Annotated in this window: 26 protein-coding genes; 9 read left to right on the plus strand and 17 right to left on the minus strand. The window is 71.4% G+C overall.

The window, feature by feature from the left end; genetic code table 11:
• Positions 1 to 167: 167 nt before the first annotated feature.
• From ACIPEP_RS01180 to ACIPEP_RS01195, 4 genes are all read right to left on the minus strand, one after another.
• Positions 168 to 1,307 carry an LLM class flavin-dependent oxidoreductase gene (locus ACIPEP_RS01180; RefSeq protein ID WP_070417138.1) on the minus strand — a complete coding sequence of 380 codons (1,140 nt, stop codon included), beginning with the start codon at positions 1,305 to 1,307 and terminating at the stop codon, positions 168 to 170.
• Positions 1,308 to 1,412: 105 nt separating this feature from the next.
• Positions 1,413 to 2,369, minus strand: a complete 957-nt coding sequence (locus ACIPEP_RS01185) for a DUF4436 family protein (protein ID WP_092384764.1) — start codon at positions 2,367 to 2,369, stop codon at positions 1,413 to 1,415.
• Complete coding sequence (locus ACIPEP_RS01190; RefSeq protein WP_402716234.1) at positions 2,366 to 4,753, minus strand: Ig-like domain-containing protein; 2,388 nt, start codon at positions 4,751 to 4,753, stop codon at positions 2,366 to 2,368. Before ACIPEP_RS01190 ends, ACIPEP_RS01185 begins: the two co-directional genes overlap by 4 nt.
• Positions 4,754 to 4,849: 96 nt before the next feature.
• On the minus strand, positions 4,850 to 5,650 hold the full coding sequence (locus ACIPEP_RS01195) for a phosphatase PAP2 family protein (RefSeq protein WP_071295521.1): 801 nt from the start codon (positions 5,648 to 5,650) through the stop codon (positions 4,850 to 4,852).
• 334 nt (positions 5,651 to 5,984) lie between these two features.
• Between ACIPEP_RS01195 and ACIPEP_RS01200 the strand changes: the two genes are divergently transcribed.
• Complete coding sequence (locus ACIPEP_RS01200; RefSeq protein WP_175473751.1) at positions 5,985 to 6,437, plus strand: DUF4383 domain-containing protein; 453 nt, start codon at positions 5,985 to 5,987, stop codon at positions 6,435 to 6,437.
• Positions 6,438 to 6,531: 94 nt separating this feature from the next.
• On the opposite strand, the gene ACIPEP_RS01205 is transcribed toward ACIPEP_RS01200, so the two are convergent.
• From ACIPEP_RS01205 to ACIPEP_RS01235, 7 genes are all read right to left on the minus strand, one after another.
• Positions 6,532 to 7,854 (minus strand): ATP-dependent RecD-like DNA helicase, encoded by a 1,323-nt coding sequence (locus tag ACIPEP_RS01205; RefSeq protein WP_402716235.1) that lies wholly within the window; start codon positions 7,852 to 7,854, stop codon positions 6,532 to 6,534.
• On the minus strand, positions 7,851 to 9,785 hold the full coding sequence (locus ACIPEP_RS01210) for a cytochrome c oxidase assembly protein (protein WP_402716236.1): 1,935 nt from the start codon (positions 9,783 to 9,785) through the stop codon (positions 7,851 to 7,853). Before ACIPEP_RS01210 ends, ACIPEP_RS01205 begins: the two co-directional genes overlap by 4 nt.
• A 166-nt stretch (positions 9,786 to 9,951) precedes the next feature.
• A complete protein-coding gene (locus ACIPEP_RS01215; RefSeq protein ID WP_022908191.1) occupies positions 9,952 to 10,239 on the minus strand; it encodes an HU family DNA-binding protein in 288 nt (95 codons plus the stop codon).
• Positions 10,240 to 10,527: 288 nt separating this feature from the next.
• On the minus strand, positions 10,528 to 10,833 hold the full coding sequence (gene rpsN / locus ACIPEP_RS01220) for a 30S ribosomal protein S14 (protein ID WP_070417144.1): 306 nt from the start codon (positions 10,831 to 10,833) through the stop codon (positions 10,528 to 10,530).
• A gap of 2 nt (positions 10,834 to 10,835) precedes the next feature.
• Complete coding sequence (rpmG, locus tag ACIPEP_RS01225; protein ID WP_022908193.1) at positions 10,836 to 11,006, minus strand: 50S ribosomal protein L33; 171 nt, start codon at positions 11,004 to 11,006, stop codon at positions 10,836 to 10,838.
• Positions 11,006 to 11,242, minus strand: a complete 237-nt coding sequence (rpmB, locus tag ACIPEP_RS01230) for a 50S ribosomal protein L28 (RefSeq protein WP_022903747.1) — start codon at positions 11,240 to 11,242, stop codon at positions 11,006 to 11,008. The genes rpmG and rpmB overlap by 1 nt, the downstream gene beginning before the upstream one ends.
• Before the next feature lie 419 nt (positions 11,243 to 11,661).
• Entirely contained in the window at positions 11,662 to 12,357 is a 696-nt protein-coding gene (locus tag ACIPEP_RS01235) for an alpha/beta fold hydrolase (protein ID WP_402716237.1), read from the minus strand.
• A gap of 62 nt (positions 12,358 to 12,419) precedes the next feature.
• Between ACIPEP_RS01235 and ACIPEP_RS01240 the strand changes: the two genes are divergently transcribed.
• The 4 genes from ACIPEP_RS01240 to ACIPEP_RS01255 are packed head-to-tail and all read left to right on the plus strand — an operon-like array spanning position 12,420 to position 15,304.
• Positions 12,420 to 12,701, plus strand: a complete 282-nt coding sequence (locus tag ACIPEP_RS01240) for a hypothetical protein (protein WP_402716238.1) — start codon at positions 12,420 to 12,422, stop codon at positions 12,699 to 12,701.
• Between the two features lie 28 nt (positions 12,702 to 12,729).
• Positions 12,730 to 13,890, plus strand: coding sequence for a hypothetical protein (locus ACIPEP_RS01245; RefSeq protein ID WP_402716239.1), 1,161 nt, complete (start codon positions 12,730 to 12,732; stop codon positions 13,888 to 13,890).
• Positions 13,887 to 14,603: a hypothetical protein gene (locus ACIPEP_RS01250; protein WP_402716240.1), complete on the plus strand. Its 717-nt coding sequence runs from the start codon at positions 13,887 to 13,889 to the stop codon at positions 14,601 to 14,603. The genes ACIPEP_RS01245 and ACIPEP_RS01250 overlap by 4 nt, the downstream gene beginning before the upstream one ends.
• Entirely contained in the window at positions 14,600 to 15,304 is a 705-nt protein-coding gene (locus tag ACIPEP_RS01255; RefSeq protein WP_402716241.1) for a hypothetical protein, read from the plus strand. The genes ACIPEP_RS01250 and ACIPEP_RS01255 overlap by 4 nt, the downstream gene beginning before the upstream one ends.
• A 4-nt stretch (positions 15,305 to 15,308) precedes the next feature.
• On the opposite strand, the gene ACIPEP_RS01260 is transcribed toward ACIPEP_RS01255, so the two are convergent.
• The 5 genes from ACIPEP_RS01260 to ACIPEP_RS01280 form a co-directional block, all read right to left on the minus strand.
• Positions 15,309 to 15,725, minus strand: a complete 417-nt coding sequence (locus ACIPEP_RS01260) for a Fur family transcriptional regulator (protein WP_402716242.1) — start codon at positions 15,723 to 15,725, stop codon at positions 15,309 to 15,311.
• Positions 15,722 to 16,669 carry a metal ABC transporter permease gene (locus ACIPEP_RS01265; RefSeq protein WP_402716243.1) on the minus strand — a complete coding sequence of 316 codons (948 nt, stop codon included), beginning with the start codon at positions 16,667 to 16,669 and terminating at the stop codon, positions 15,722 to 15,724. The genes ACIPEP_RS01260 and ACIPEP_RS01265 overlap by 4 nt, the downstream gene beginning before the upstream one ends.
• Positions 16,669 to 17,550 (minus strand): ABC transporter ATP-binding protein, encoded by an 882-nt coding sequence (locus ACIPEP_RS01270; RefSeq protein WP_083295100.1) that lies wholly within the window; start codon positions 17,548 to 17,550, stop codon positions 16,669 to 16,671. The genes ACIPEP_RS01265 and ACIPEP_RS01270 overlap by 1 nt, the downstream gene beginning before the upstream one ends.
• Positions 17,547 to 18,458 carry a metal ABC transporter solute-binding protein, Zn/Mn family gene (locus ACIPEP_RS01275; protein ID WP_070417147.1) on the minus strand — a complete coding sequence of 304 codons (912 nt, stop codon included), beginning with the start codon at positions 18,456 to 18,458 and terminating at the stop codon, positions 17,547 to 17,549. The genes ACIPEP_RS01270 and ACIPEP_RS01275 overlap by 4 nt, the downstream gene beginning before the upstream one ends.
• A gap of 115 nt (positions 18,459 to 18,573) precedes the next feature.
• Positions 18,574 to 19,839, minus strand: a complete 1,266-nt coding sequence (locus tag ACIPEP_RS01280) for a PTS transporter subunit EIIC (protein WP_071303396.1) — start codon at positions 19,837 to 19,839, stop codon at positions 18,574 to 18,576.
• Between the two features lie 178 nt (positions 19,840 to 20,017).
• Between ACIPEP_RS01280 and ACIPEP_RS01285 the strand changes: the two genes are divergently transcribed.
• Together ACIPEP_RS01285 and ACIPEP_RS01290 are read left to right on the plus strand one after the other, a co-directional pair.
• The gene (locus tag ACIPEP_RS01285) at positions 20,018 to 20,254 is read left to right on the plus strand and encodes a PTS transporter subunit EIIB (RefSeq protein ID WP_022907163.1); all 237 of its coding nucleotides are present in this window, start codon (positions 20,018 to 20,020) and stop codon (positions 20,252 to 20,254) included.
• On the plus strand, positions 20,251 to 20,703 hold the full coding sequence (locus tag ACIPEP_RS01290; RefSeq protein ID WP_402716244.1) for a PTS glucose transporter subunit IIA: 453 nt from the start codon (positions 20,251 to 20,253) through the stop codon (positions 20,701 to 20,703). The genes ACIPEP_RS01285 and ACIPEP_RS01290 overlap by 4 nt, the downstream gene beginning before the upstream one ends.
• 93 nt (positions 20,704 to 20,796) lie before the next feature.
• Here the strand turns inward: ACIPEP_RS01290 and ACIPEP_RS01295 are convergent, their stop codons facing one another.
• Complete coding sequence (locus tag ACIPEP_RS01295; RefSeq protein WP_070417150.1) at positions 20,797 to 21,537, minus strand: GntR family transcriptional regulator; 741 nt, start codon at positions 21,535 to 21,537, stop codon at positions 20,797 to 20,799.
• A 115-nt stretch (positions 21,538 to 21,652) separates the two neighbouring features.
• On the opposite strand from ACIPEP_RS01295, the gene ACIPEP_RS01300 reads away from it, so the two are divergent.
• Both ACIPEP_RS01300 and ACIPEP_RS01305 read left to right on the plus strand, forming a co-directional pair.
• Entirely contained in the window at positions 21,653 to 22,276 is a 624-nt protein-coding gene (locus ACIPEP_RS01300; RefSeq protein WP_217647220.1) for a response regulator transcription factor, read from the plus strand.
• The gene (locus tag ACIPEP_RS01305) at positions 22,269 to 23,471 is read left to right on the plus strand and encodes a sensor histidine kinase (protein ID WP_083403336.1); all 1,203 of its coding nucleotides are present in this window, start codon (positions 22,269 to 22,271) and stop codon (positions 23,469 to 23,471) included. The genes ACIPEP_RS01300 and ACIPEP_RS01305 overlap by 8 nt, the downstream gene beginning before the upstream one ends.
• The last annotated feature ends 92 nt before the right edge of the window (positions 23,472 to 23,563 follow it).

Below are 23,563 nucleotides of genomic sequence, written 5' to 3' on the forward strand. Positions count from 1 at the left end.
CGCCCCGGGTTCCTGGGTCGCGCCCCGCGCGGGGCGCGGGCCCGGCCGGGGGGGGGGGGGGGGGGCCGGGGGGGGGCGCCCCCCCGCCCCCCCCCGCCCCCCGGCCCGGGGGGGGGGGGGGGGGCCCCCCCCCCCCCCCGCCTCCAGGCCGTCAAGCGGTCACGCGATCAGACGGACGCACCCGTCCACTCGTCCTCGGCGGCGACGTGGTCGCTGCCCAGGGTGCCGGCGGCCATCGCCGCGGCCACGCGGTCGGCGTGCGACGGCGGGTTCGAGGGGACGCCTTCCGGGCGGCCCTCCTCGTTGATCTTCCGCAGCTCGGGGACGATGTCCTCGGCCAGGATGTCGATCTGCTCGAGCACCGTCTTGAGCGGCAGCCCGGCGTGGTCGACGAGGAACAGCTGGCGCTGGTAGTGCCCGACGTGGTCCTTCATGGCGGCGTACCGGTCGATCACCTGCTGCGGCGAACCGACCGTGAGCGGGGTCTGCTCGGTGAAGTCCTCCATCGAGGGGCCGTGCCCGTAGACCGGCGCGTTGTCGAAGTACGGGCGGAACTCGTCGATCGCGTCCTGCGAGTTCTTCCGCGCGAAGAACTGGCCACCGAGTCCCACGATCGCCTGGTCGGCGCGGCCGTGCCCGTAGTGCTCGAAGCGCTGGCGGTACAGGCCCACCATCTGCTCGGTGTGCTGGATCGGCCAGAAGATGTTGTTGTGGAGGAATCCGTCGCCGTAGTAGGCGGCCTGCTCCGCGATCTCCGGCGTGCGGATCGACCCGTGCCACACGAAGGGCGCGACGCCGTCGAGCGGACGCGGGGTGGACGTGAAGCCCTGCAGCGGCGTGCGGAACTTGCCCTGCCAGTTGACGACGTCGTTCTCCCAGAGCTGGCGGACGAGCGCGTAGTTCTCGATCGCGAGGTTGACGCCCTGGCGGATGTCCTGCCCGAACCACGGGTAGACCGGCCCGGTGTTGCCGCGGCCCATCATGAGGTCCATGCGGCCGTCGGAGATGACCTGGAGCATCGCGTACTCCTCGGCGATGCGCACCGGGTCGTTCGTGGTGATGAGGGTCGTCGACGTCGAGAGCGTGATGTGCTTCGTGCGTCCCGCGAGGTAGCCGAGCATCGTCGTCGGGCTCGAGGCGACGAACGGCGGGTTGTGGTGCTCACCGGTGGCGAAGACGTCGAGTCCGGCCTGGTCGGCGTGCTCGGCGATCGTCAGGATGTCGCGGACCCGCTGGGTGTCGTCGGGGGTCCGGCCGGTGACCGGGTCGGTCGTGACGTCACTGACCGTGAAGATGCCGAACTGCATGATGCGCCGCCTTCCGCGGAGTCCCTCCGCCTGCGATTTCGATGCGTTTGCATCGACTTGCTCGGTACAACGTACCGCAGGCCGAGGCATTCCCGCCAGCGGCGACTACGCGGCGTCGTCGTCCAGCACGCGGTTCCGCAGCACCTTCGACTCCCGCCACAGCATGTACGCGCCGGTCCACACGAACATGATCGCCACCAGCGCCAGGCAGGGGAAGAGGAAGACGAAGTCGAGCGTCGTCCCGATCGGCGGGGCGCCGGGCATCGCCGACCGCAGCGCCGGGAACGACAGCAGCGTGGCGCTCAGCCAGATCACGTTCGCGAACTCGAGCTTCCGCCGGAGGATCGCGCTGCCGATCGTCACGACGGCCATCAGCGTCGTGAACAGGATCGCCATGATGTAGAACGACACGATCACGACGCTCAGGGTGTCCCGGTGCCCGTCGATCTGCATCGGGACGAGGGTGCGGTCGCTCTGCACCTCGGCGGCGCTCCGCTCGGCGTTCATCACCCACGGCCGGGCGGAGTTCGACATGTCGACCTCGAACGGCACGGCGTCCCCGGAGTCGTCGTCCTGCACGCTCAGCTGGAAGTTCGCGAACGGCTGGTCGAACGGGTACGAGGTGTCGCCCCGGTCGAGCGTCAGCGTCAACGAGGTCGCGTCCACCACCGACTGCCCAGGGAACGTCACGACGCTCGTCGTCACCCCGCCGCTCGAGACCTCGATGCGCAGCGGCTGCGAGATCTCGCCGGCCTTCTCGCCCTCGAACGAGCCGTGCGGGATCGGCAGGACGTTCGCCTGCATCACCCGGTTCGAGAGGTCGACGTCCTGCACGCTCATCCGCAGCGTCATGTAGTCGCCGGACTGGCTGTTCGACCCGCTCACCGGGACGGCGGTCGTCGTCTTGAGCGCTCCGGAGAGGCCGATCACGACGTAGTAGACGGCCAGGAGGACCACCGCCACGAGCAGGATGACCGGCGCGGGGTTCCTGCGGGTGCGCTTCGCGGTCGGAGCGCCGGGAGCGCCGGGTGCGTCGGTCGGGGCGTCGGTCGTGTGGGTCATCGGTTGCTCCCGGACGGTGGGTCGGTGGCGGGTCGGCTCGGGTCGGTGGTGGGGCCGGTCGGTGCGGCGGTCGGACCGGTCGGTGCGGCGGTCGGACCGCTCGGTGCGGCGGTCGGACTGGAGGCGCGGCTCGGGTCCGACGGACCGGACCCGGTCGGCGAGGCGGTCGCCGCTGCGGCGGGGCCGCTCGTCGCCCGCCGGCCGACGACGGTCGCGGCGAGCGCGAAGAGCAGCATCGCGAGGAGCGGCACCATCGCACCGGGGAACTCCGTCGCGTTGAAGGTCGTGATCTGGTCGGCCAGCTGCGACGCCTCGGTCTCGCCCTTCGCGACGGCCGTGGTCACCGTCATCGCGTTGGACTGCGACGCCCGGTTCGACGCGAGCGAGATCTGCTGGACGGCGGTGTCCGGCGCGTTCACCGGGTCGGCGTACACCCGGACGTCGACGTCCGCCTGCTGCCCGGGGTCGAGCGGGATCATGCACGAGAACGAGCTCGTGGCGACGGTGCAGTCGAGCGGGGAGCCGTCGACCTCGACGTTCACGTTCCGGTAGACCATGCCGGTGGTGATCCGGGCCTCGAACGTGATCGCGACGGTCGCCCCGGAGGCGTTCGGACCGAGCGTGCCCCGCATGTCGGCCGCGGTGCCGGGCACGATGCGCTGCGTGCCGAAGCGGAGGTCCATCGCGAGCGGACCGTCGTCCGTGCCGCCGTTGCCGTTGCCGTTGCCGTTGCCGGCGCTCTCCCCCGGCGCGGGCGGTGTGGTCGAGGGCGGCGACGACGGACCGGTGCTGCCGCCCACGTCTCCCGACCCGACCCCCTGGCCGACGCCGGAACCACTCCCGGCTCCTGTGCTCGAGCTGCCGGGTGTGCTCGGCGCGGTCGGCGCGGTCCCGCCACCGGCGCCGCCGGGACCGCCCGTGGAACCGCCGCCGGTGCCGGGGAGGCCACCCGCGCCTCCTGGAGGGGCCGGTGTCGCGACCGTCACGGTGAAGGCGGTCGACGCGCGCGCGGACTCGACGCCCCCGTACGTCTGGGTCGCCGTCAGGGCGACCGCGCCGAGGGCGAATGCGCGCTCCGGCGTGCAGGCGAAGGAGGTGGTGCGCGTCGCGGTGGCCGTGCAGACCACGGTCTCTCCCTGCCGGACGGTCACGACGGCGTTCGGGATGACGCCGCGGCCGCGGACCTCGGGTGTGCGTTCCGTCGTCGACGTGCGATTGCCCGGAGCGGTGATCACCGGCGCTCCGGGAGCGATCGTGCGGACGGTGCTGCCGGACTCGACCGGTGAGACGGCCGCGGTGGTGGAGGACGCCCGGGCCGTGATGGTGAACGCCGACGCGGGGACGGTCCCGGACCGGGCGGCGACCGTCAGCCGGAGGACGTGCCGGTCGCCGGGAGCGATCGTGCCGAGGTCGACCCCGGCGGCGAGGCCGGCGCAGTCGATCGTGGCGCCGTCGAGCTCGCACACGGGGACCTGCAGGCCGCCGGTGTCGGCGGTGAGGAGGACGCCTCGCGCCTCGCCCTCGCCGGTGTTGGCCAGTGTGACCGTCCGGATCGCCGGGAAGCCCGCGTAGAGCTGCGTCGCACCGGCCTGGGTCACGCTGAGGCCGGCCGGCGCCAGGACCGTGAACGTGCTCGTCGCCGCCGGGGAGACCTGCCCGAAGCGGTCCGTCTGCGTCGCACTGACGGTGTGCTGTCCGACCGCGAGCGGCTCGGTCGGCGTGCACGACCAGTCCGGGGTCGTCGCCGGGTCGACCGTGCACAGCGGCTCGCCGTCGATCGTGGCCGCGAGGGTCGTTCCCGTCGTGTCCGCCGCACCGGCCACCTTCGTGCCGGTGATCGTCGGCTGTGTCGCGATCGACTCGTCGCCCGCGGGCGGGGCGGTGATGGTGGGGGCAGCGGGGGCCGGGGGTGCGACGACCGTGATCGAGTAGGGCGCGGCTGCCTCGAACGGGCTGATCTCGGACGAACCGGCGACGGTCCCGAGCGGCGAAGCCGGATCGATCGTCATCGTGATGGCGACCTGGTTGCCGGTCCCCCACGTGCTGGCACCGCACGCCGCCTGCGTCCCGCCGTTCGTGGGCACGCAGGTGAACTGTCCGAGCCCGGGTGCCGGGACCGACTGCGCAGCCGTGATCGTCGTGTTGGGCGGCGCGGTGATCGTCCAGGTCCCGGTGCCGGCGGCCTGGTTCTGCACGACGGCCTGCACGGAGCTCCCGGGGACGCCGGTCGGTGGCGCGCCGACCTGGGTCATGGCGGATGCGGAGGTCGCGGGGACGAGCACCCCGGTGGCGACGAGGAGCGCCCCGAGGGCAGCGGCGACGGTGCCACGGACCCGACGAGCCCGCGTCGGGGTGTGCTCCACCCGCATGTGTTCCCCGTCCACGCCGGCTCCCGAGGCCGGCGTGTGGACGACGCTAGTCGGCCAACGGCCGTCGGGTCCGGAGGCGTTACAGGCCTGTAACCCTTACGGATGCGATGGCTACCGGCCCGGGAGCGCCTCGGAGTCCGTCCGCGCCGCGTGGTGCATGCCGTCGGCGATCCACACGATCGTCACGACGGCCAGCACGCTCGCGCTCGACGCCATCCGGCCCGCGACGAGGATCGCACCGTGGTCGTGTGCCCCGCCCGAGATGCCGTACACGAGCGCCGCGACACCGACCAGGAACGTCACCCCGGTGGCGACGAGGAGGACCCAGGTCACCAACCGACGCGGACCACGGTGGCCGTCGCGGTCGCCGCGCGCGCCACGGTCGACCCGTGGTCCGAACGCCCGGACGGCCCCGACCCAGAAGAGCGCGATCGCGCACGCGCCGATGATGTCGCTGACCCGGTGCCAGCCGTAGACCACGGTCTGGTTCGCGACGAAGACCGCGTAGGCGGCACCGACGATCACGACGAGCGGGCGGAACCGACGCGGCGTGACCATGAGCACGGCGAACAGGGCGGCGAGGGCGATCGTGGCGTGACCGGACGGGAACGAGTTCGGCGTGGTCGACTGGGCGATCTCCGGGCGCTCGGCGATACGCTTGACGAGCGTCGAGGTGGCCGCCGAAGCGAGCACGACGACACCGGCTCCGAGCCCCACTGCGAGCCGGCGCCGAGCGAGCGCGACGGCGGCGATCACGACCACGAGCAACAGGATCACCGGTACCGAGATGACGTTCAGGGCAGTGTCCGACGAGAACAGGTCGGATTCCCGGACCCCGCCGAGTGCGGCGTCCTCGACCCGCTGCCCCACCGGCGTCAGCACCGCCACCGCGTAGACGAGAGGCACGATCACGAACCCCAGAGCCGACAACAGTCCCCACCGCAACCGCCGTGAGACGCTCGGTCCACGCGACTCGGGTGCGCTGCGTTCGGGCGTTCGGGTCACCGGGCTGGTCCTCCTCGGGGTGCTGGTCGTCGGTGTCGTCGCACGCCTGTTCACGCGCGTGCGATTCGGACGGTCGGGGTCCGACACGATACCGTTGGGACGCCGGTCGGAGCCTGGGAACCGCGGGACAGCGACCTTCGGATCCGGCAACGCACCGACCGGCCGCGCGCGGGCGAACGCACCGGCGCGCATCGCCGGACCGACGTACACGGCGTCGGCTGCGTACGAGGAGGAAACCGAAGTGGCCATCAAGGAACCGAGCATCACCGCTTCCCCGAACCGCGGTCTCGCGCTCACCGTGGGCGCGCTGCTCCTCATCTGGGGCATCCTCGGGTTCTTCTTCGCCGCCGACGGCGACCCCGGCTTCTTCAGCCGCAAGGGCGGCATGCTCTGGAACGCGTTCGGCGTCAACCCGCCGCTGGCACTGCTGTGGGTCCTGCTCGCGGCCGTGCTGCTCATCGTCGGGCTCGGCAACACGATCGGGTCGCGGAACGCGAACGTCCTCGTGGGCGCCGTCCTCGTCGTGCTCGCGGTCTACGGCTTCGTGTTCGTGAACACCTCGGCGAACGTGTTCGCGCTCAACACGACCGACAACGTCTTCCACGCGATCGTCGGTGTCATCCTGCTCCTCACGGCGTTCGGCGCCGACAAGGAGAACCTCCGCGCGCTGCGTGCGGACACCGCTCGCGCCTGATCCCGCGCGTCCCGACGCCCCGCCCGCCCCTCGTGGCCGGCGGGGCGTCGTGCGTCCGGGCCGTCGCGCGCCTGGGCCGTCGCGCGGGGGCGGGTCAGTCGCCGTCGTCGGCGCCCGGGCCCGGAGCGGGAGCCGCCTCGAGCTCCGTCGCCACCACCCGCGGCGCCTCGGACATGAACCGCCGGACGTCGAGGTCCACGATGATGTCCTGCGGCCGCAGCGGACGCGTGAGGTACAGCCCCTCGAGCGAGGTCAGCCGTGACAGCGCCACGTACGTCTGCCCGGCGCTGAACACCCGGTTGCCGAGGTCGATCACCGCCCGGTCGTAGGTGCTGCCCTGCGACTTGTGGATCGTCACCGCCCACGCGAGCCGGAGCGGGAACTGCTGGAACTCGCCGACGGTGTCCTTCTTGAGTTCCTTCTTGTCGGCGTCGTAGGAGTACTTGAACTTCTCCCACACCGACGGCTGGACCTCGAACGACTCCCCGTCGACGTCCACCCACACGGTGTCGCGGATCGTCTGCACGACTCCGAGGGTGCCGTTCACCCAGCGCTGGTCGGGGTCGTTGCGCAGGAACATCACGTGCGCGCCGGGCTTCAGCTCGAGGGCTTCGTCCGCCGGGAAGTTCCGTCCGCCGAAGTCGCCGTTGACGTCGGCCCGCGCGGTCCGCACCTTGCCGGGCAGCCGGTCGAGCGCGGCCTTGTTGATGCGCGCCACGGTGTCGTTCCGGGTCGCCAGGGTGATCGCGTCGTCCGGCGCGGGCCGGGCGCCCGCCGCGTTGAGCTGCCCGGCGACGTCGGCCGTCACGCGCCCGTGCCGCACGGCCGTCAGCATCGCGGCGAAGGCGTCGTCGCGCTGCCGGTGGACGGTCGCGAGCTCGACGATGTTGAGCTCCGCCTCGAGCCAGACCTTGGCGTCGAAGAACCACATCGAGCGGTAGTGGTCGGTGAAGTACGCGCGCTCGTCCCCGTCGCCCGGCACCGGCGGCAGCTGGTACGGGTCGCCGAACATGACCACCTGCACGCCGCCGAACGCCTCGAACTGACGCCCGCGGGCCTTGCGCAGCGAGCGGTCCATCGCGTCGAGGAGGTCGGCGTTCACCATCGAGACCTCGTCGATCACGAGGGTGTCGATCGTGTTGAGGAGCTTGCGGGTGTCCGGCCCCTGCCGGAGTTCGGCGTCGGCGATGAGCCCGATCGGCAGGCGGAAGAGCGAGTGGATCGTCTGCCCACCGACGTTCAGCGCCGCGACACCGGTCGGCGCGCAGATCACGACCTGCTTCTCGGTGTTCCACGACAGGTGGTTCAGGAGCGTCGACTTGCCCGTGCCCGCACGCCCGGTGATGAACACGTGGTCGCGGGTGTGCTCGATGTACTCGAAGACGGCCCGCTGCTCGGCACTGAGCTCGACGCTCATCGGGTCGCCACCCGGTCGTCGCTGCGTGGTCCGTCGACGGCGGGCTCCGCCACGGCGCGGCGCACCCGGACCAGCACCACCACGACGACGGTCACGACGACGGCGACACCGGCGACCACGAGCAACGCGCCCGCGCGGGCCTGGTCGACGAGCGGATCCGGTCCCCACGTCCGGCCCATCGCACCGAACCACGACGCCTGCAGGAGCCCGAGCGGCCCGCGCATCGCGATGCCGAGCGACACCAGACCGGCCGCGACGACGACCGCCCCGGCGATCCGGACGAGCGCCGCGGGCATCGAAGCGCGCCGGGCGCCGACCGCGATCGGTGTGAGCAGGGTGGGGACGGCGAGGAGCCCGACGAGCAGGAACCCGACGTCGATGACGGTGCGGCCCGTCGAGTCGCTGACCGACCACCGGAGTGCGTCGGTCACGAAGAACGCCCACCACGCCGCTGCCAGGAACAGGAACGCCGGGAACGGCTGCACGAGGTACCGCACCGCCTGGTTGTCGACCAGGACGCCCGTCCACTCGCGGACACCGGTGCTGCCGTCGTCGCGGGGGTGCACGGCGGCACGGATGAGCTGCACGGGTGCCGACGCCCAGACGAGCGCCGGCACGACGAGCCCGAGGAGCACGTGCGACCCGACGTTGGCGGACACGAGGAAGCGGTCGTAGGTGTGCAGCGAGCCCGAGGTCGCGACGACGAGCGAGACGATCGCGATGCCGGCGGCGACCGTCCGGCGCACGGGCCAGCGCACACCGGCGCGACGCAGGCGGACGATGCCGGCGGTGTACGTCGCTGCGAGCAGGACAGCGGCCATCAGCCAGAACAGGTCGATGTTCCACGCCGTCAGCCATCCCCAGGCACCCGGAGCGTGCGGCAGGGCGTCGTCGGTCAGCAACTCGGCCGGCGACGGGTTCGTGGTCTTGCTCAGCGCGACCTGGTCGACGGGGGTCGCGGTGCGGCCGAGTGCCGCGGCGAACCCGCTGGCGACGCCCATCACGGCGAGCTCCGCCACGATCAGGAACCAGAACGGACGACGGCGCTCGGGGGCGGTGCTGAGCGCGCGGATCGCCCATCGACGCTGCACGACCCCGAGCACACCCATCGCGACGATGGCCGCGATCTTCACGAGCACCAGGACCCCGTACGCGGTGAAGAGGTTCGAGAGCGCCCCGACCCGGATCTGCGCCGAGGCCACACCGGACACGGCGACGAGCACGAAGCACCCGAGTGCGATGCTCGAGTAGCGCCCGACGACGACGGCCAGGCGATCGCCGTCGATCACCGGGCGCAACAGCACGAGCATCACGAGTCCGCCGACCCAGAGTGCGGCGCCGACCAGGTGCAGCCCGAGTGCGGTGACGGCCGCGTCGTGGCTCGCCGTGCCCGCGGCGTGCCCCTGCTGGGCGAGCGGGACGAGCCCGATCATCGCGACGCCCGCGGTCAGGGCGACCATCCCGCGGGAGCGCACGGCGAAGCACAGCACCGTGACGGCCGCGGCGACGAGGACGGTGACGAGCCACGCGAGGCCGAGGTCCGTCCCCGTGAGGAACACCCCCATCGACTGCCCGAACTGCTCGTCGATGCTGATCCTCGAGCCGGCGACGCTGAGGAAGGTGAAGAACGTCGTCACGGCCGACGACACGGTCCAGACGCCCGCCGCACCGGCGGCCACGTCGATCGCGCGGTTCCACTCGGGCGCGGTGCGCGACAGCCCGACGGTCGCGAGTGCGAGACCACCGATCGCGGCCGCGGCGGAGAGGTCCACCACCAGTCGGGCGATCGGCAAGCCGAACCGGACGACGGCGCCGGGGTCGGCGATGAGCGCGGCGTTCGCGCCGCCCCCGATGACGAGGGCGACGAGGAGTGACACGAACCCGACGAGCAGCAGCACGGCGGGGCCGGCGATGCGCGCGATCCGATTCACCCGTCAAGCCTAGGCGCTGCCCCACCCGGCCACGGAATCGAGCGGGGCGACCTGTGGAGGGCGATCCGCGCCTCCTGGAGGTGGAGGACCGACCACGGACCCATCGCAGGCCGGGCACGACGAAAGGGACGGCCGAAGCCGTCCCTTTCGTGGCGCGGGAGCAGTCTTACTTGACGGCAGCCTTGAGCTTCGAGCCGGCGCTGACCTTGACCGAGTCGCTCGCGGCGATCTCGATGGCCTCGCCGGTCTGCGGGTTGCGGCCGGTGCGGGCGGCACGGTGGGTCTTCTCGAAGGCGATCCAACCGGGGATCGTGACCTTGGTGCCGTCGGCGACCGAGCCGGAGACGACGGAGAAGAGCGCGTCGACGACGCCGTTGACGGTGGCCTGGCTCTGGCCGGACTCAGCGGCGACGGCAGCGACGAGCTCGGTGCGGTTCAGGGACTTGTCAGCCATGGATGTCCTCCTCGGACTTCTTGCAGTATCGGTCGGACGACTTCTCGTCCGGCGCCCGGAGCGGGTGCTCCGTGCCACGGTGCCGGTGGGCGCGAGACCCTGCGGAACCGGAGTCGAACGTACCAGCCACCAGGGACGAAACCTGCCGACTCGCCCGGATTTCCGGGGTTGTCGGGGTACTCGAGGGGCGGAAGTGACCGATGTGACGAAGATGTCCCCCGAAACGGCCCGGGAACGGCGAACGCCCCGCCACCACTGGGGTGACGGGGCGTCCGCGGAAGCTGGTGCTTACCAGGAGCTCTTCGTGATGCCCGGCAGCTCGCCACGGTGGGCCATGTCGCGGAAGCGGACACGGCTGATGCCGAACTCACCGAGGTGGCCACGGGGGCGACCGTCGATGGCGTCGCGGTTGCGGTAGCGGACCGGCGACGCGTCGCGCGGGAGCTTCTGCAGGCCGACGCGGGCGGCCTCACGCGACTCGTCGGAGCCGTTCGGGTCCACGAGGGCCTTCTTCAGCTCGAGACGACGCTCGGCGTAGCGCGCGATGATCTCGGCGCGCTGGTTGTTCTTCGCGATCTTGCTCTTCTTCGCCATGCTTAGCGCTCCTCACGGAAGTCGACGTGCTTGCGGATCACCGGGTCGTACTTCTTGAGCACGAGGCGGTCCGGGTTGTTGCGACGGTTCTTCTTGGTCACGTAGGTGAACCCGGTGCCCGCCGTGGAGCGGAGCTTGATGATCGGACGAACGTCCTGACCCTTCTTGGCCATCAGATCTTCTCCCCACGGGCGAGGAGATCCTTGACGACGGACTCGATGCCGCGTGCGTCGATCACCTTGATGCCCTTCGCGCTGAGCGTGAGCGTGACGTTACGACGAAGCGAGGGCACGTAGTACGTCTTCTTCTGCACGTTCGGGTCGAAGCGACGCTTCGTCCGGCGGTGCGAGTGCGAGATGTTGTGTCCGAAGCCGGGGGTGGCTCCGGTCACCTGGCACACTGCTGCCATGGTTTCCTCCTGAGGTACCGTGCGACCGGCCGGCCGCACCCAAGGTCACTTGCCTGGCGCGCACGCGCTGCGTCGCCGGGCGACGGAGCGAGGGGGTTGTGCGCACCGCCCAGGCCCGCGATCCCTGTCGAAGGGGCCGTGGACACCGCGCGACCGCGGCGTACGCGACGGTCGGAGGGCTTGGAACAACTGGGCTCGCCGCGCGGACGCGGAGAACCAAGGGTCAAGAGTACGCGACGACCGGGCGTGTCGCAAACTGCCGCAGCTGCGTGGGTCGCCCTGGAGGCGCGCCGCACCTCCGGCGGCCGCGTTTCGTGAGCAGAAATGGTCGGGTCACGGTCGGCCAGCCGACACCTTCTGCTCACCAAGTGAGCGCAGCGCGGCACCCGCGTGCGCGGGCGCCCCGGACCCGCCCCGCGCTACGGCGCCTCGGCCCGCCTCGGCGCCAGCGCCTGCACCATGAGCTCGCCGAGCTCCCGCGGCGCCGTGAACATCGGCCAGTGCCCCGTCTCGAGCCCGAGGATCGCGAGCTCCTCCGTCGCCACGAGCTCCGCCGCCCACGCCTGGTGGTCGGCCACCATCGTCGCGAGGTCCGCCGCCGGGATCTCGCACGTGATCACCGTCGCCGGGATCGTGTGCCGCGCGGCGTCGGCGTAGTGGAACCGGTCGGACGGCACCGCAGCGGGCTCCGGGATCGCGCGGTGCTCGAACTCCGACCGCAGTGCCGGTGTCATCCCCCGCACGGTCGCCGGCTCCCACACGTCCCACGAGGGCAGCGGCACGACTCCGTCCACCACGGGCAGCTCGTCGTTGACGCAGCCGCCCGCGGGCCCCGGGAAGGTGTCGACGTAGAGCAGGTGCGCGACGAGCGAGGGCCGCTGGTCGGCCGCCATGTACGCGATCGGCCCCGCGCCGGAGTGTCCCGCCAGCACCACGGGCTCCTCCGGCGTCGCGACGTCGTCGAGCAGCTCGACCAGGGCGGCCACCTGCTCGTCGAGCGTGTCGCCGTCGCGGGTGACCGCCTCGACCGAGTGGCCCGCTGCTCGGAGCACCGGGGCCACCTCGTCCCAGGCGCTCGCGTCGAGCCAGAAGCCGGGCACCAGGATCACGTGCATGACGCGGACGCTACTCGCCCGGGGCGGTTCCCGATGCGCGTGTCGCTTGGTACCGTCGTCGCGTGGCCGATCTCATCATCGACTTCGGTGCGCTCGAACGCACCCGGGGGAACCTCAACGACGTCACCGACCTGCTCACGGGTCCGTGCAAGGGCATGGCCGACCTGCCCGCGAGTGCTGCCAGCGAGGCGACGCTCACGGCGAAGCTCCAGGACTTCGGCGACGAGTGGGAGTACGGCATCCACAAGCTCGCGGAGTTCAGCAGCGGCATCGGCGATGTCCTCCGCGATACCGTCTCGACGTTCCGCGACCTCGACGACGAGCTGGCCGCGGCGTTCGAGTGACCGACGCGTCCACGTCCTGAGGGGGATCATGCAGTACACCGCGCTTGGTTTCGACCCAGCACCCGGCGAGCCCGACGCCGGACGCGAGATGGTCCGGAAGCTCCGGACCGCCACTGAGGCGCTCAGCAGGATCGACAGCGTCGTCTCCGGCAGTGCCACTGCTGACTGGTCCGGAAGGACGGCAACGGCGTTCCAGGGGCTCGTCGGCGACGAACTCCGACCCCGTGTCCACGAGGCGTACTCGAGCTTCGACCGCGCCACCCGTGCGCTCGACACATGGGTCGTCAACCTCGACGGGTACCGCGAGCGTGCACGGGCACTCGAAGCCGAAGCCGATGCGGCGAAGTCCTCCGCGGCGTCGGCGAGGACCCGTGCGGCGAACCTCCCGGACCTCGCAGACGATGCCGATGCCACCGCCGCGGCGAACCACGCGGCTGACGTCCGCAACGCCTCCGCCGCCGTCGACACGGCTGATGGCGTCCTGTCCGACGTCCTCCGTCGCGCGCACGACCTTGCGTCCGAGGCGACCGCGAACGCCACGACGGCGGCGGCCGCACTCGAGACAGCGATGTCGCTGGCACCAGACGCCCCTGGCCTCCTCGACCGGATCGGCGGTGCGCTCGAGGGCGTCGGGGACTTCCTGGCGGACGCGGTCACGTTCGTCAAGGAGAACTGGTGGGACATCCTCCACCGCGTGGTGAACATCGCGTCGACGGTGCTCTCGATCGCGTCGATCTTCTTCCCTGCCCTCGCACCGTTCGCACTCGGCTTCGCGATCGCCGACGTCGCCATGTCCGGCTGGGACGCGCTGCACGGTCGCCCCGGGGCAAAGGAAGCGTTCGCCGCGGGCGCTCTCGGTCTGGTCGGTGGGTTCGCGGTCGGGAAGCTCATCGGTGCGTTCACGCAGGCGGCGGGTCCGGCCTTGGCCAACGGTCCGTTCCGCTCGGTTGCTTCCGGCGCTCTCGCCACTGCGGGGCCAGCTGGCGCGAACGCGGCGTCCCAGGCCGGCTCGGCGGCCGCCGCGCTGACGTACAACCCGGCCTACGGCCCCGCCCTGACCGGCTACATGGTCGCGAAGGCGAAGGACGCTTCCGACGCGAGGGACGGCATCGTGTCCCTCATCGGCGGCAACACCTACTACGACTCGTCGCTCTCCGAGAGCTGGCGCAAGATCCGGGGTCACGCGTGACGACCGTCGTCCAGGTCGGCGACGAGCTCTGGGTGGGGCTCCCACCCGGCTGGATCGAGCTCGTCGCACACCAGGACGAAGCCGCCGCGCAGCAATGGTTCGACGAGCTCCTGCGGACGGCGCCTGCTGAGATGCCGGTCGAGGTCCGTCAGGCGCTGCGCGAGCACTACGCGAGCGTCCGGGAGCAGATGCCGCGCGGCACGATCGACAGTGCCGGTCTGCTGGTCACGACGTTGCCGGACGACACCGTCACGGCGTGGCAGTTCGCGATGACGATCGTGGCCGGACCGCCGATCGGCGACGTCGACCTGCTGGCGGTCGTCGAGCGGTTCCTGGACTCGCCCGCTGGTTCGGCTGGCGTCGGCCCGGAGGACCTCGTGGAGTCCTTCGTCACGCACGACGGGCGGCCTGGTGTCGCCATCCACACGACCACCGGAGGATCCGATGCCCTCCGAAGGAACGTCCCGCACGCGAACGCCGACGCGCTCGGCGTCGTGTACGCCGCTGTCAGGCTCGAACACGGCCGCGCGGACAGCGACCGGGTCCTGCTGTTGACCGGGATCGCCCCGACAGTCGCCGAACGCCTGCCGATGTCGGTGCTCGCCGCACAGATCGTCCTGAGCGCGACCCTGCGAGACTCGGGTGACCGACCCGACGTCCGCGTGGCCCTCGACACCACCGGCCAGACGAAGCAGGACTCGACGCGCCCGTGATCCCCACCAACCGACTCATCGGACCGGACACTCGCGAGGTCCTCGCGTACGACGTCTCCGCGCTCTCGCCGTACGACGCGCTGAACGCGCTCGCCTACCGGAACCGCCGACTCGCGACCCTCTCGGCCGAGAGCGACTCGTTCGCGCGACTCGGCTGGGGCCTCCTGGCATGGGGCGTCACCGTGCTCGGAGTGCTCGGCCTCGCCGCTGCGCTCTGGGACGGCGCCCCTGCCGTCCTCCGCCTGGTCGGAGTCGTCGTCGCGTTCGCGGGGCTCGGCTGCGGGGCCCTGCTGGGACGCGACGTCTGGCGCGCGGGACGCTCGGTCGTGGATGCGTTCGTCGCTTGGACGCTCCTGCCCGAGCGGCTCGCGCAGGGAGGCGCGGGTGTCGCCGATTGGCGGGCCGACCCGGTACGCGATGCAGTCCGCGCGCGGGTGTTCGTCTTCGAGGGCTGGCGCGTCCTGCGCATCGTCGCGGCGGTCGCCGCGTTCCTGGTCACACCGATGCTCGGCGACCAGCTCCAGCGGACTCCGGCGGACCAACAGTGGTGGGCTGGCCAGACCGCCTCGGTCACGGTCTTCGTGCTCGGGCTGCTCGTCGTCAGCATGACCGTGGTGGTCGTCCTGATGGGCGGTCAGTGGCGCGCGAATCGGGCGCATGCCCGCCGCGACCCGGTCCAGCGCCGGCTGCTCGGTCGGTAGCCGCTCAGCGCCCGCCGGTGCGCGCGGCCGTGCAGGACGCGCACTCCCCGAAGATGTCCACCACGTGGCTGGCGTTCGTGAACCCGTTCGCCGCCGCGACCTCCTGCGCCCACCGCTCCACCGGGTCCGCCTCGATCTCGACCGTGCGGCCGCAGTTCCGGCAGATCAGGTGGTGGTGGTGCGCGTCGGTCGTGCACGCGCGGTACAGCGATTCGCCGTCCTGCTGCAGCGAGTCGGCGTCGCCCTCGGTCGCCAGGTCGGAGAGCGCCCGGTAGACGGTCGCGAGTCCGATCGTGGAGCCGTCGTCCCGCAGGTGCTGGTGCAACGCCTGCGCGCTGACGAACCCCTCGGTGCTGGACAACGCGGTGCGCACCGCTTCGCGCTGCCACGTGTTCCGCTTCGGCTTCTGCACGGCGTTCATGCGGTCGCTCCTTCCTTCCGGCCGGCGGCGGACCGGTGGTCCGCATCGTCGGCCTGGAGGCGCGGTGCGCCTCCGTCACGCTGGTCGCGGCGCACGATCCGGTCGCGTCCGCGCTTGTCCTTGCGTCCGCCGACGATCCGGCAGACCACCCAGATCACGAACGAGATCGTCGTGACGTACGGGCTGATGGGGAGCCCCCCGCCGAGGGCGAGCAAGATGCCGCCGACGACCGAGACGACGGCGAACACCGTCGACAGGACCGGGACGACGACCGGGTGGGAGCTGAGGCGCAGGGCAGCGGCCGCGGGGGTGACGAGCAGCGAGAGCACGAGCAGCGCGCCGACGATCTGCACCGACACCGCGGTCGCGAGTCCGAGCACGAGCATGAACATGAGCGCCAGCGTCCGGACCGGCACCCCGGCGGCGGCGGCCACGTCCGGGTCGACCGACGAGAACATCAGCGGGCGCCAGATCACGAGCAGCGTCACGACGACGATCGCGGCGACGACGACGAGGAACGTCAGCTGCGGGTTGTCGACCGAGACGATCTGCCCGGTGAGCAGGCCGAACTTGTTCGCGGCGCGGCCCTTGTAGAGCGCGAGGCAGAGGATGCCGAGGCCGAGGCCGAACGGCATGAGCACGGCGATGATCGAGTTGCGGTCCCGCGCCCTCGACCCGAGCAGCCCGATGAGCAGCGCCGCGATCACCGACCCGACGAGCGACCCGGTCACCACGTTCACCCCGAGCAGCAGCGATGCCGAGGCGCCCGCGAACGAGAGCTCCGAGATGCCGTGCACGGCGAAGGGCATGTTCCGTGCGACGACGAACGGCCCGATGAGCCCGCCGACGATGCCGAGCACCGCGCCGGCCCAGATCGAGTTCTGCACGAGCACGACGAGCTCGCCGTAGTCCTGGAAGGAGAAGACCTGCGACCAGATGTCCATCAGATCCGCCCGTCGTCCGGCGTCGCGGCGTTCGGGTCCGCGTCGCAGTGGTGGTCGTGCGCGTCGTTCGCGCCCACGATGACGATCCGCCCCATCGTGCGGACGACGTCGACGGGGGTGCCGTACAGGTCGGAGAGCACGTCCGTGCGGAGGACCTCGTCGGGGGATCCGATCCGGAACCGCCCGCCGGCGATGTAGAGCACCCGGTCGACGACGTCGAGGATCGGGTTCACGTCGTGGGTGACGAACAGCACGGCGGCGTCCTGCTGCCGACGCTGCCGGTCGATGAGCTCGGTGACGCCGCGCTGGTGCCGGAGGTCGAGCGAGATGAGCGGCTCGTCGCACAGGAGCAGCGCGGGGTCGGCGGCGATGGCCTGCCCGACGCGGGTGCGCTGCTGCTCGCCGCCGGACAGCTCGGCGACCGGGGCGTCCGCGAACGCGGTGGCCCCGACCTCGTCGAGGATGCGATCGACCCGGGACCGTTCGGCACGGCTCGCGGGCTTGATGCCCCACCGGGAGCCGGTCACGCCCTGCGCGATCATGTCCCGCGCCCGGAGCGGGGTCCCCGCGTCCATCAGGCGCTGCTGCGGGATGTACCCGATCTTGCGGTGCCCGCGCCGGACGGGCTGCCCGAGGAACGACATCGTGCCGCTCGTCAGCCGCTGCTGCCCGAGGACCGTGCGGAGGAGCGAGGTCTTGCCCGCCCCGTTCGGCCCGAGCACCGCGACGAACTCGCCCGGCGCCAGGTCGAGGTCGAGGTGCGACCAGAGTGCACGGGAGCCGTACGACAGCCCGGCGTCGCGGAGTTCGAGCACGGCGGAACCGCCACTGCCCGGGGCAGTGGCGGTCCGCTCGGTCGTCGGGTGGGAGACGGTCGTCACTTCTGGAGCGCCGCCTGCACCTGATCGATGTTCGCCTGCTGCCACGAGACGTAATCCTCCCCCTTCGGGAGCGTCTCCGTGACACCGACGACCGGGACGCCGTTCTCGTCGGCGGCCTTCTTGACCTCCTCCGTCTCCGGGCTCGAGGTCTGGTCGTTGTAGGCGAGGAGCTTCACGGTCTTGTTCGTGAACAGCTTGAGCGTGTCGTTGAGCGCCGCCGGCGGCACGTCGTCGCCTTCCTCGATCGCCTCGGAGAAGGCGTCCGGCGTGACGTTGTCGAGGCCGATCGCGTCGAAGAGGTACCCCGGGACCGGCTCGGTGTACGCGACCTTCTCGCCGCCGTACGTCTTCTCGAGCTCGGCCGTCTTCGCCTCGAGCCCCTCGAGCTTCGTCGTCAGGGCGTCGGCGTTCTTCGTGAAGGTGTCCGCGTCCGCCTGGTCGAGGTCGCCGAGGCGCTTCGCCACGTCGTCGGCGAGCTTCACCATCGTCGGGTAGCTGTAGAACACGTGCTCGTTGAACTCGGTGTCGCCACCCTTGTCGAGACCGGAGAGCTCGACGACGTTGATCGTGTCCGCCTTCGTGCTGGACGCGTCGGCGAGGGTCGTCATGAAGTCGTCGTACCCGCCGCCGTTCTCGATGAGGAGGTCAGCCTTGGACACCGCGAGCTGTGTCGTTGCGCTCGACTCGAACGAGTGGGGGTCCTGCGACGGGTCGTCCAAGATGCTCGTGACGGAGACGTGGTCGCCGCCGATCGCCTCGACGATCGAGCCGTAGACGTTGGTGGAGGCGACGACCCGGACGGTGCCGTCGCCCGAGGCGTCGCCGGAGGCGGAGGACGTCGCGCAGCCCGTCAGGGCGAGCGCGGCGGCGCCGGCGACGAGCGGCAGGGCGAGGAGACGGTTGTGCATGTCGACGAGCGTAGGGCTAGTTGATAACGGTTGTCAAAACCAGTATCAGCGGGATGACGGACGGGAGGCGCGGTGCCAGCCGACACCGCGCCTCCCGTCCGTCACATGGTGACGGCTACGGCTTCGTGGCCGCCTCGATCGTGTTCTCCGCGATCGTGTCGTCCTCACGCCCGGGCGTGCGGAGGTTCCACTTCTTGATCACGAAACTGAACAGGAAGTAGTAGATAACCGCGTAGCCGAGGCCGATCGGGATGAGCCAGATGGCCCCGTCCGCCTTGCCGAAGTTGAGCACGAAGTCGATCGCGCCGGCCGAGAACGAGAAGCCGTCGTGGATCCCGAGCGCGTTCACCAGCGCCAGCGAGGTACCCGTGAGCACCGCGTGGATGATGTAGAGCGGGAACGCGACGAACATGAACGAGTACTCGAGGGGCTCGGTGATGCCGGTCACGAACGAGGTGAGCGCGGCCGAGAGCATGATGCCGCCGACGAGCTTGCGGTTCTGCGGCTTGGCGTTGCGCCAGATCGCCAGGGCACCGGCCGGCAGCGCGAACATCATGATCGGGAAGAAGCCGGTCTGGAAGATGCCGGCGGTCGGGTCGCCGGCGAGGAACCGGGCGATGTCGCCGTGGTACGTCGTGCCGCCGGTGGTGAAGCTGCCGAGCTGGAACCACGGGAAGAAGTTCAGCAGCTGGTGCAGGCCGATCGGGATGAGCATGCGGTTGACGAACCCGAAGATGCCACCACCGATGACGGCGTTGTCCGCCACGGCCTGGCCGGCAGCGGTCAGGGCGATGTCGAAGTACCGGTAGAAGAACGACATCACGACGGCGATGAGGAGACCGGCGACCGCGGTGAGGATCGGCACCAGGCGGCGCCCGGAGAAGAAGCCGAGGAAGTCGGGCATCTTCGTCCGGTGGAACTTCTCCCACAGGAACGCCGACACGAGCCCCATCACGATGCCGCCGAGGACACCGAAGTTGATCGTGGCCTGGTTGCCGTTCGCGTCCTTCACCCCGTCGAGCACGATCGGGGACATGGCCGCGAACACCTGGTACATGACCATGTAGCCGACGACCGCGGCGAGCGCCGTGGTGCCGTCCGACTTCTTCGCCCAGCCGATCGCGATGCCGACGGCGAAGAGCAGCGGCAGCCAGGTGAAGACACCGTTGCCGGCGGCGGCGATGATCGTCGCGCCCTGCTCGAAGCCGGGGATCGCTCCGAGCATGTCGGCCTGGCCGAGGCGGAGCAGGATGCCCGCTGCCGGCATGACCGCGATCGGCAGGAGCAGGCTCCGGCCGAGGCGCTGGGCGTTGGCGAAGACGCGCGACTGCTTCTTCGGGGTCTTCTTCTCCGGCACATCCGTGGCAGTGGTGGTGCTCATCGGAGGTCCTCTCGTCGTTGGGTGGAGCTGTCGGGGTGAGTTGAGTCGTACAGTCAGCGCAGGTAACCTCGGCGGTGTCGCCAGGTCCGGTCCTGTCCGGTCATGACCAGTTCCGTAGTCTGAACCGCGACCACACGCCTGTCAACCCGGCACGCGTTTTCGTAACGAGGAGGAAACGATGGCTGACATCAAGGCCGCTGACATCATCGCCGCGCTGGGTGGCGCCGAGAACATCGACGAGGTCGAGGGCTGCATCACGCGCCTGCGCGTCGAGGTCGAGGACGGGGACCTCGTCGACAAGGACGCACTGAAGGCCGCTGGCGCGCAGGCCGTCGTCGGTGGCGGCACGGGCTGGCAGGTCATCGTCGGCCCGATCGCCGACAACCTCGCGCAGGACATCCAGGACGAGCTGTGACCGCCGTCCGGACCCCGTTCCAGGGCCCGGTCGTCTCGCTCGCCGACGTGCCGGACCCGGTGTTCGCCGGGCAGCTCGTCGGCGCCGGCGTCGCGGTGGACCCGACCGGGGTCGAGGGTGCCGTCACGGCGGTCGCACCGGTCGACGGCACGATCGTGAAGCTGCACCCGCACGCGTTCGCGCTGCAGGGCGCCGCGGGCACCGACGTGCTCGTGCACGTGGGCATCGACACCGTGAAGCTCTCGGGCGAGGGCTTCGAGCTCATCGCGGCCGAGGGGGACACCGTCGTCGCGGGCGACCCGGTCGTCCGGTTCACCCCCTCGGTGATCTCGGCCGCCGGCTACTCGCCGATCTGCCCCGTGGTCGTGCTCGGCTCCGCGCCGGACTCCATCTCGCAGGACGCGGTCGGCACCACGGTGCGCGACGGCGACACCCTGTTCGAGGCGTAGCACGCGACACCCTGCCGCGAGACTCGGCTCCGCGGACACTTTCGGGCCCGATCGGTCGCGAATGTGTCCGCCGGGCCGAGTCTCGGCGGTCGGCTACGCGACCGCGTGCGCCGCCGTCGCCGTGACCTCCATCTGCACCCGGTACCGGTCCGAGCGGTACCAGCTCCGCGTGTGCTCGACGGGGCGCTCCCCCGCGTACGACACCCGGTCGAACTCCAGCAGCGGCGCCCCGGTCTTCGTGCCGAGCAGCGTCGCCACGTCGTCCGCCGCCGGGTTCGCCGCGACGGTCTGCTGCGCGCGGTCGATCGGCGTGCCGTACTCGGTCGCGATGATCGAGTAGACCGACCCGGACAGGTCGTGTTCGAGCAGCCCGGGGAACGCGTCCGCGACGAGCCAGGCGTCGTCGATCGACACCGGCGCCCCGTCGGCCATCCGCAGGCGCTTCACGTGGAAGGCCGCGACGTCGGGGTCGAGTCGCAGGGCCGCGGCGGTGTCGGACGGCGGGACCCGCTCCTCGCGCACGAGCACGACGGTCGTCGGCACGTGCCCCATCGCCCGCATCTCCTCGGTGAAGGACGCCAGGTGCAGCGTCGACTGCACGGGGCGGTGCGCCACGAAGGTGCCCTTGCCGCGCACGCGTTCGAGGTAGCCCTCGTTCACGAGCTGGCCGAGGGCCTCGCGCACGGTGATCCGGGACACCCCGTACTCGGCGATGAGCTGGCGTTCCGAGGGGATCGCCGCCCCGGGTGCGAGCCGGACCGTGGCGAGCTCGAGGAGGATGCGCCGCAGCTGCTGGTGCTTCGGTTCGGCACCCTCGGTGATCCGGCTCGTCATGCGGTCCTCGTGCTCCGTCGCTGGTCGTGCGGGTGGTCATGCGCGGACATGACCAGTGCCTGCCACAGTAGCGAGTCCCCCTCGGAACGCCAACGTGCATGACAAGATGACGCGCGTGACAACCGTGGTGATCGTCGACGACGAGACGCTCGTCCGCTACGGCTTCGAGCTGATCCTCGGCGCCGCACCGGACATCGACGTCGTCGCCACCACCGGGGACGTGGACGCCGTGCAGGTCATCCGGTCGCACGCGCCCGACGTCGTGCTCCTCGACGTGCGGATGCCGCGGGTGAACGGCCTCGAGGTCCTCCGCGAGCTGCAGGCCTTCCCCGAACCACCGGCGGTCGCGATGCTCACGACCTTCGACACCGACGAGTACGTCGGCCGGGCGATGGAGCTCGGCGCCGCCGGCTTCCTGCTCAAGGACACCGACCCCGAGGGCCTCGCCGAGTACGTCCGGGTCCTCGCCCGCGGCGGGGTCGTCCTGGCACCGGGCGTCGACCGGACCCGGCTGTTCGCGGCACGTCCGGCAGCCCCCGCGCCGTCCGTCAGCGACCGGGAGCACGCGGTGCTCCGGCTCGTCGCGGACGGCGTGAGCAACCCGGACATCGGCCGACGGCTCGGCGTGAGCACCGGGACCGTCAAGGAGGACATCCGGTCGCTGCTCGCCGCGTTCGGCGTCCCGACGCGCGTCCAGCTCGCGCTGCGCGCGGCCGAGGCGGGACTCCTGGATGGCTGACACGCAGCGGTCGGGGCGCGTCCGGCGGGTGCTCGCGGCGACCGACGGGAGGCTCGACCGCCTCGTCGACGTCGGCCTGCGGTGGGCGCGCACCCACCGTGCACCGTGGTGGCTGGTCGACGCCCTGTTCATCGCCGCCGCCGTCGCGGACGCCGTGCTCGACATCTCCGGGGCGACCGCCCTCGAGACGTGGTTGTCGCTGCTCGCGGCGGCCGCCCTGTTGCTCCGACGTCGCTTCCCCGTGCTCGCGTTCGCCCTGACGGTGCCCGGGTTGTTCGTCGGTTCCGCGGTGGTGGCGGCGAGCGTGGCGCTGTTCACCCTCGGGGAGCGCACGAGCCGCCGGTGGCTGATGCTCCTCGCCGCGCTGGTCCAGTTCGTCGGCTTCAGCGGGTTCGTCGGGCCACCGCAGACCCTCGACGAGATCGTCGTCTCCGTCGTCTACGCGCTCATCTTCGCGCTCGGACCGCTCGCCGTCGGGCTGCTCGTGCAGACCCGTGCGCGGCTGACCGACCAGCTCGTCGAGTCCCGCCGGGCCCGCGAGGACGAACGCCGGCAGGCCGCGGCCGTCGCCCTGTCCCGCGAGCGGGCGCTGCTCGCGCGGGAGATGCACGACGTCGTCTCGCACCAGGTGACCCTCATCGCGGTGCAGGCCGGCGCGATGCAGATGGCCGGACGCGACGAGGCCGAGCGCGGGTTCGCCCGGACGATCCGGCAGCTGTGCGTGATCACCCTGCAGGAGCTCCGCGAGATGGTGCAGGTGCTCCGCGCCTCCGGTGGCACCGACCGCGAGATCGCGCCCCAGCCGGTGCTCACCGACCTCCCCCGGCTCATCGCCGAGAGCGGGCTCGAGACGAGCACGACCGTCGACCTGCCGGACACCCTCGCCCAGCCGCTCCAGCGCGCGGTGTACCGGTTCGTGCAGGAGGGGCTGACGAACGTCCGCAAGCACGCCCCCGACGCCACCGTCCGGGTGAGTGGCCGGATCCACGGCGAGCACGTCCTCGTCGACGTCGTGAACGGCCCGGCGCGTTCCGAACGGCTCGAACTGCCGGGGTCCGGGCTCGGCCTGATCGGGCTCGGGGAGCGGGCGTCGCTCCTCGGCGGGAGCATGGAGTCGGGCCCGCAGCCGGACGACGGGTTCGCACTGCACCTGCGGCTGCCGGTGGAGCACGTGCCGGCTGCCCGGGCGGTCTGACGGTCATCCTCGGAGCCAGCCCGTCCTGGCCGATCGGCCATCGCGGTTCACGCCGTGGAGCGATGCCCCGGCGGGGGCGATCGGCTGGGATG

The organism is Curtobacterium sp. NPDC087082 (genome assembly GCF_044745045.1).
Taxonomy (GTDB): domain Bacteria; phylum Actinomycetota; class Actinomycetes; order Actinomycetales; family Microbacteriaceae; genus Curtobacterium.

Excerpts from the sequence above, each read along its gene's own strand:
- ACIPEP_RS01180 (WP_070417138.1), bottom strand. The coding sequence starts at position 1,307 with ATGCAGTTCGGCATCTTCACGGTCAGTGACGTCACGACCGACCCGGTC.
- ACIPEP_RS01185 (WP_092384764.1), bottom strand. The coding sequence starts at position 2,369 with ATGACCCACACGACCGACGCCCCGACCGACGCACCCGGCGCTCCCGGC.
- ACIPEP_RS01205 (WP_402716235.1), bottom strand. The coding sequence starts at position 7,854 with ATGAGCGTCGAGCTCAGTGCCGAGCAGCGGGCCGTCTTCGAGTACATC.
- ACIPEP_RS01215 (WP_022908191.1), bottom strand. The coding sequence starts at position 10,239 with ATGGCTGACAAGTCCCTGAACCGCACCGAGCTCGTCGCTGCCGTCGCC.
- rpsN (WP_070417144.1), bottom strand. The coding sequence starts at position 10,833 with ATGGCGAAGAAGAGCAAGATCGCGAAGAACAACCAGCGCGCCGAGATC.
- rpmG (WP_022908193.1), bottom strand. The coding sequence starts at position 11,006 with ATGGCCAAGAAGGGTCAGGACGTTCGTCCGATCATCAAGCTCCGCTCC.
- rpmB (WP_022903747.1), bottom strand. The coding sequence starts at position 11,242 with ATGGCAGCAGTGTGCCAGGTGACCGGAGCCACCCCCGGCTTCGGACAC.
- ACIPEP_RS01235 (WP_402716237.1), bottom strand. The coding sequence starts at position 12,357 with ATGCACGTGATCCTGGTGCCCGGCTTCTGGCTCGACGCGAGCGCCTGG.
- ACIPEP_RS01245 (WP_402716239.1), top strand. The coding sequence starts at position 12,730 with ATGCAGTACACCGCGCTTGGTTTCGACCCAGCACCCGGCGAGCCCGAC.
- ACIPEP_RS01260 (WP_402716242.1), bottom strand. The coding sequence starts at position 15,725 with ATGAACGCCGTGCAGAAGCCGAAGCGGAACACGTGGCAGCGCGAAGCG.
- ACIPEP_RS01265 (WP_402716243.1), bottom strand. The coding sequence starts at position 16,669 with ATGGACATCTGGTCGCAGGTCTTCTCCTTCCAGGACTACGGCGAGCTC.
- ACIPEP_RS01275 (WP_070417147.1), bottom strand. The coding sequence starts at position 18,458 with ATGCACAACCGTCTCCTCGCCCTGCCGCTCGTCGCCGGCGCCGCCGCG.
- ACIPEP_RS01280 (WP_071303396.1), bottom strand. The coding sequence starts at position 19,839 with ATGAGCACCACCACTGCCACGGATGTGCCGGAGAAGAAGACCCCGAAG.
- ACIPEP_RS01285 (WP_022907163.1), top strand. The coding sequence starts at position 20,018 with ATGGCTGACATCAAGGCCGCTGACATCATCGCCGCGCTGGGTGGCGCC.
- ACIPEP_RS01295 (WP_070417150.1), bottom strand. The coding sequence starts at position 21,537 with ATGACGAGCCGGATCACCGAGGGTGCCGAACCGAAGCACCAGCAGCTG.
- ACIPEP_RS01305 (WP_083403336.1), top strand. The coding sequence starts at position 22,269 with ATGGCTGACACGCAGCGGTCGGGGCGCGTCCGGCGGGTGCTCGCGGCG.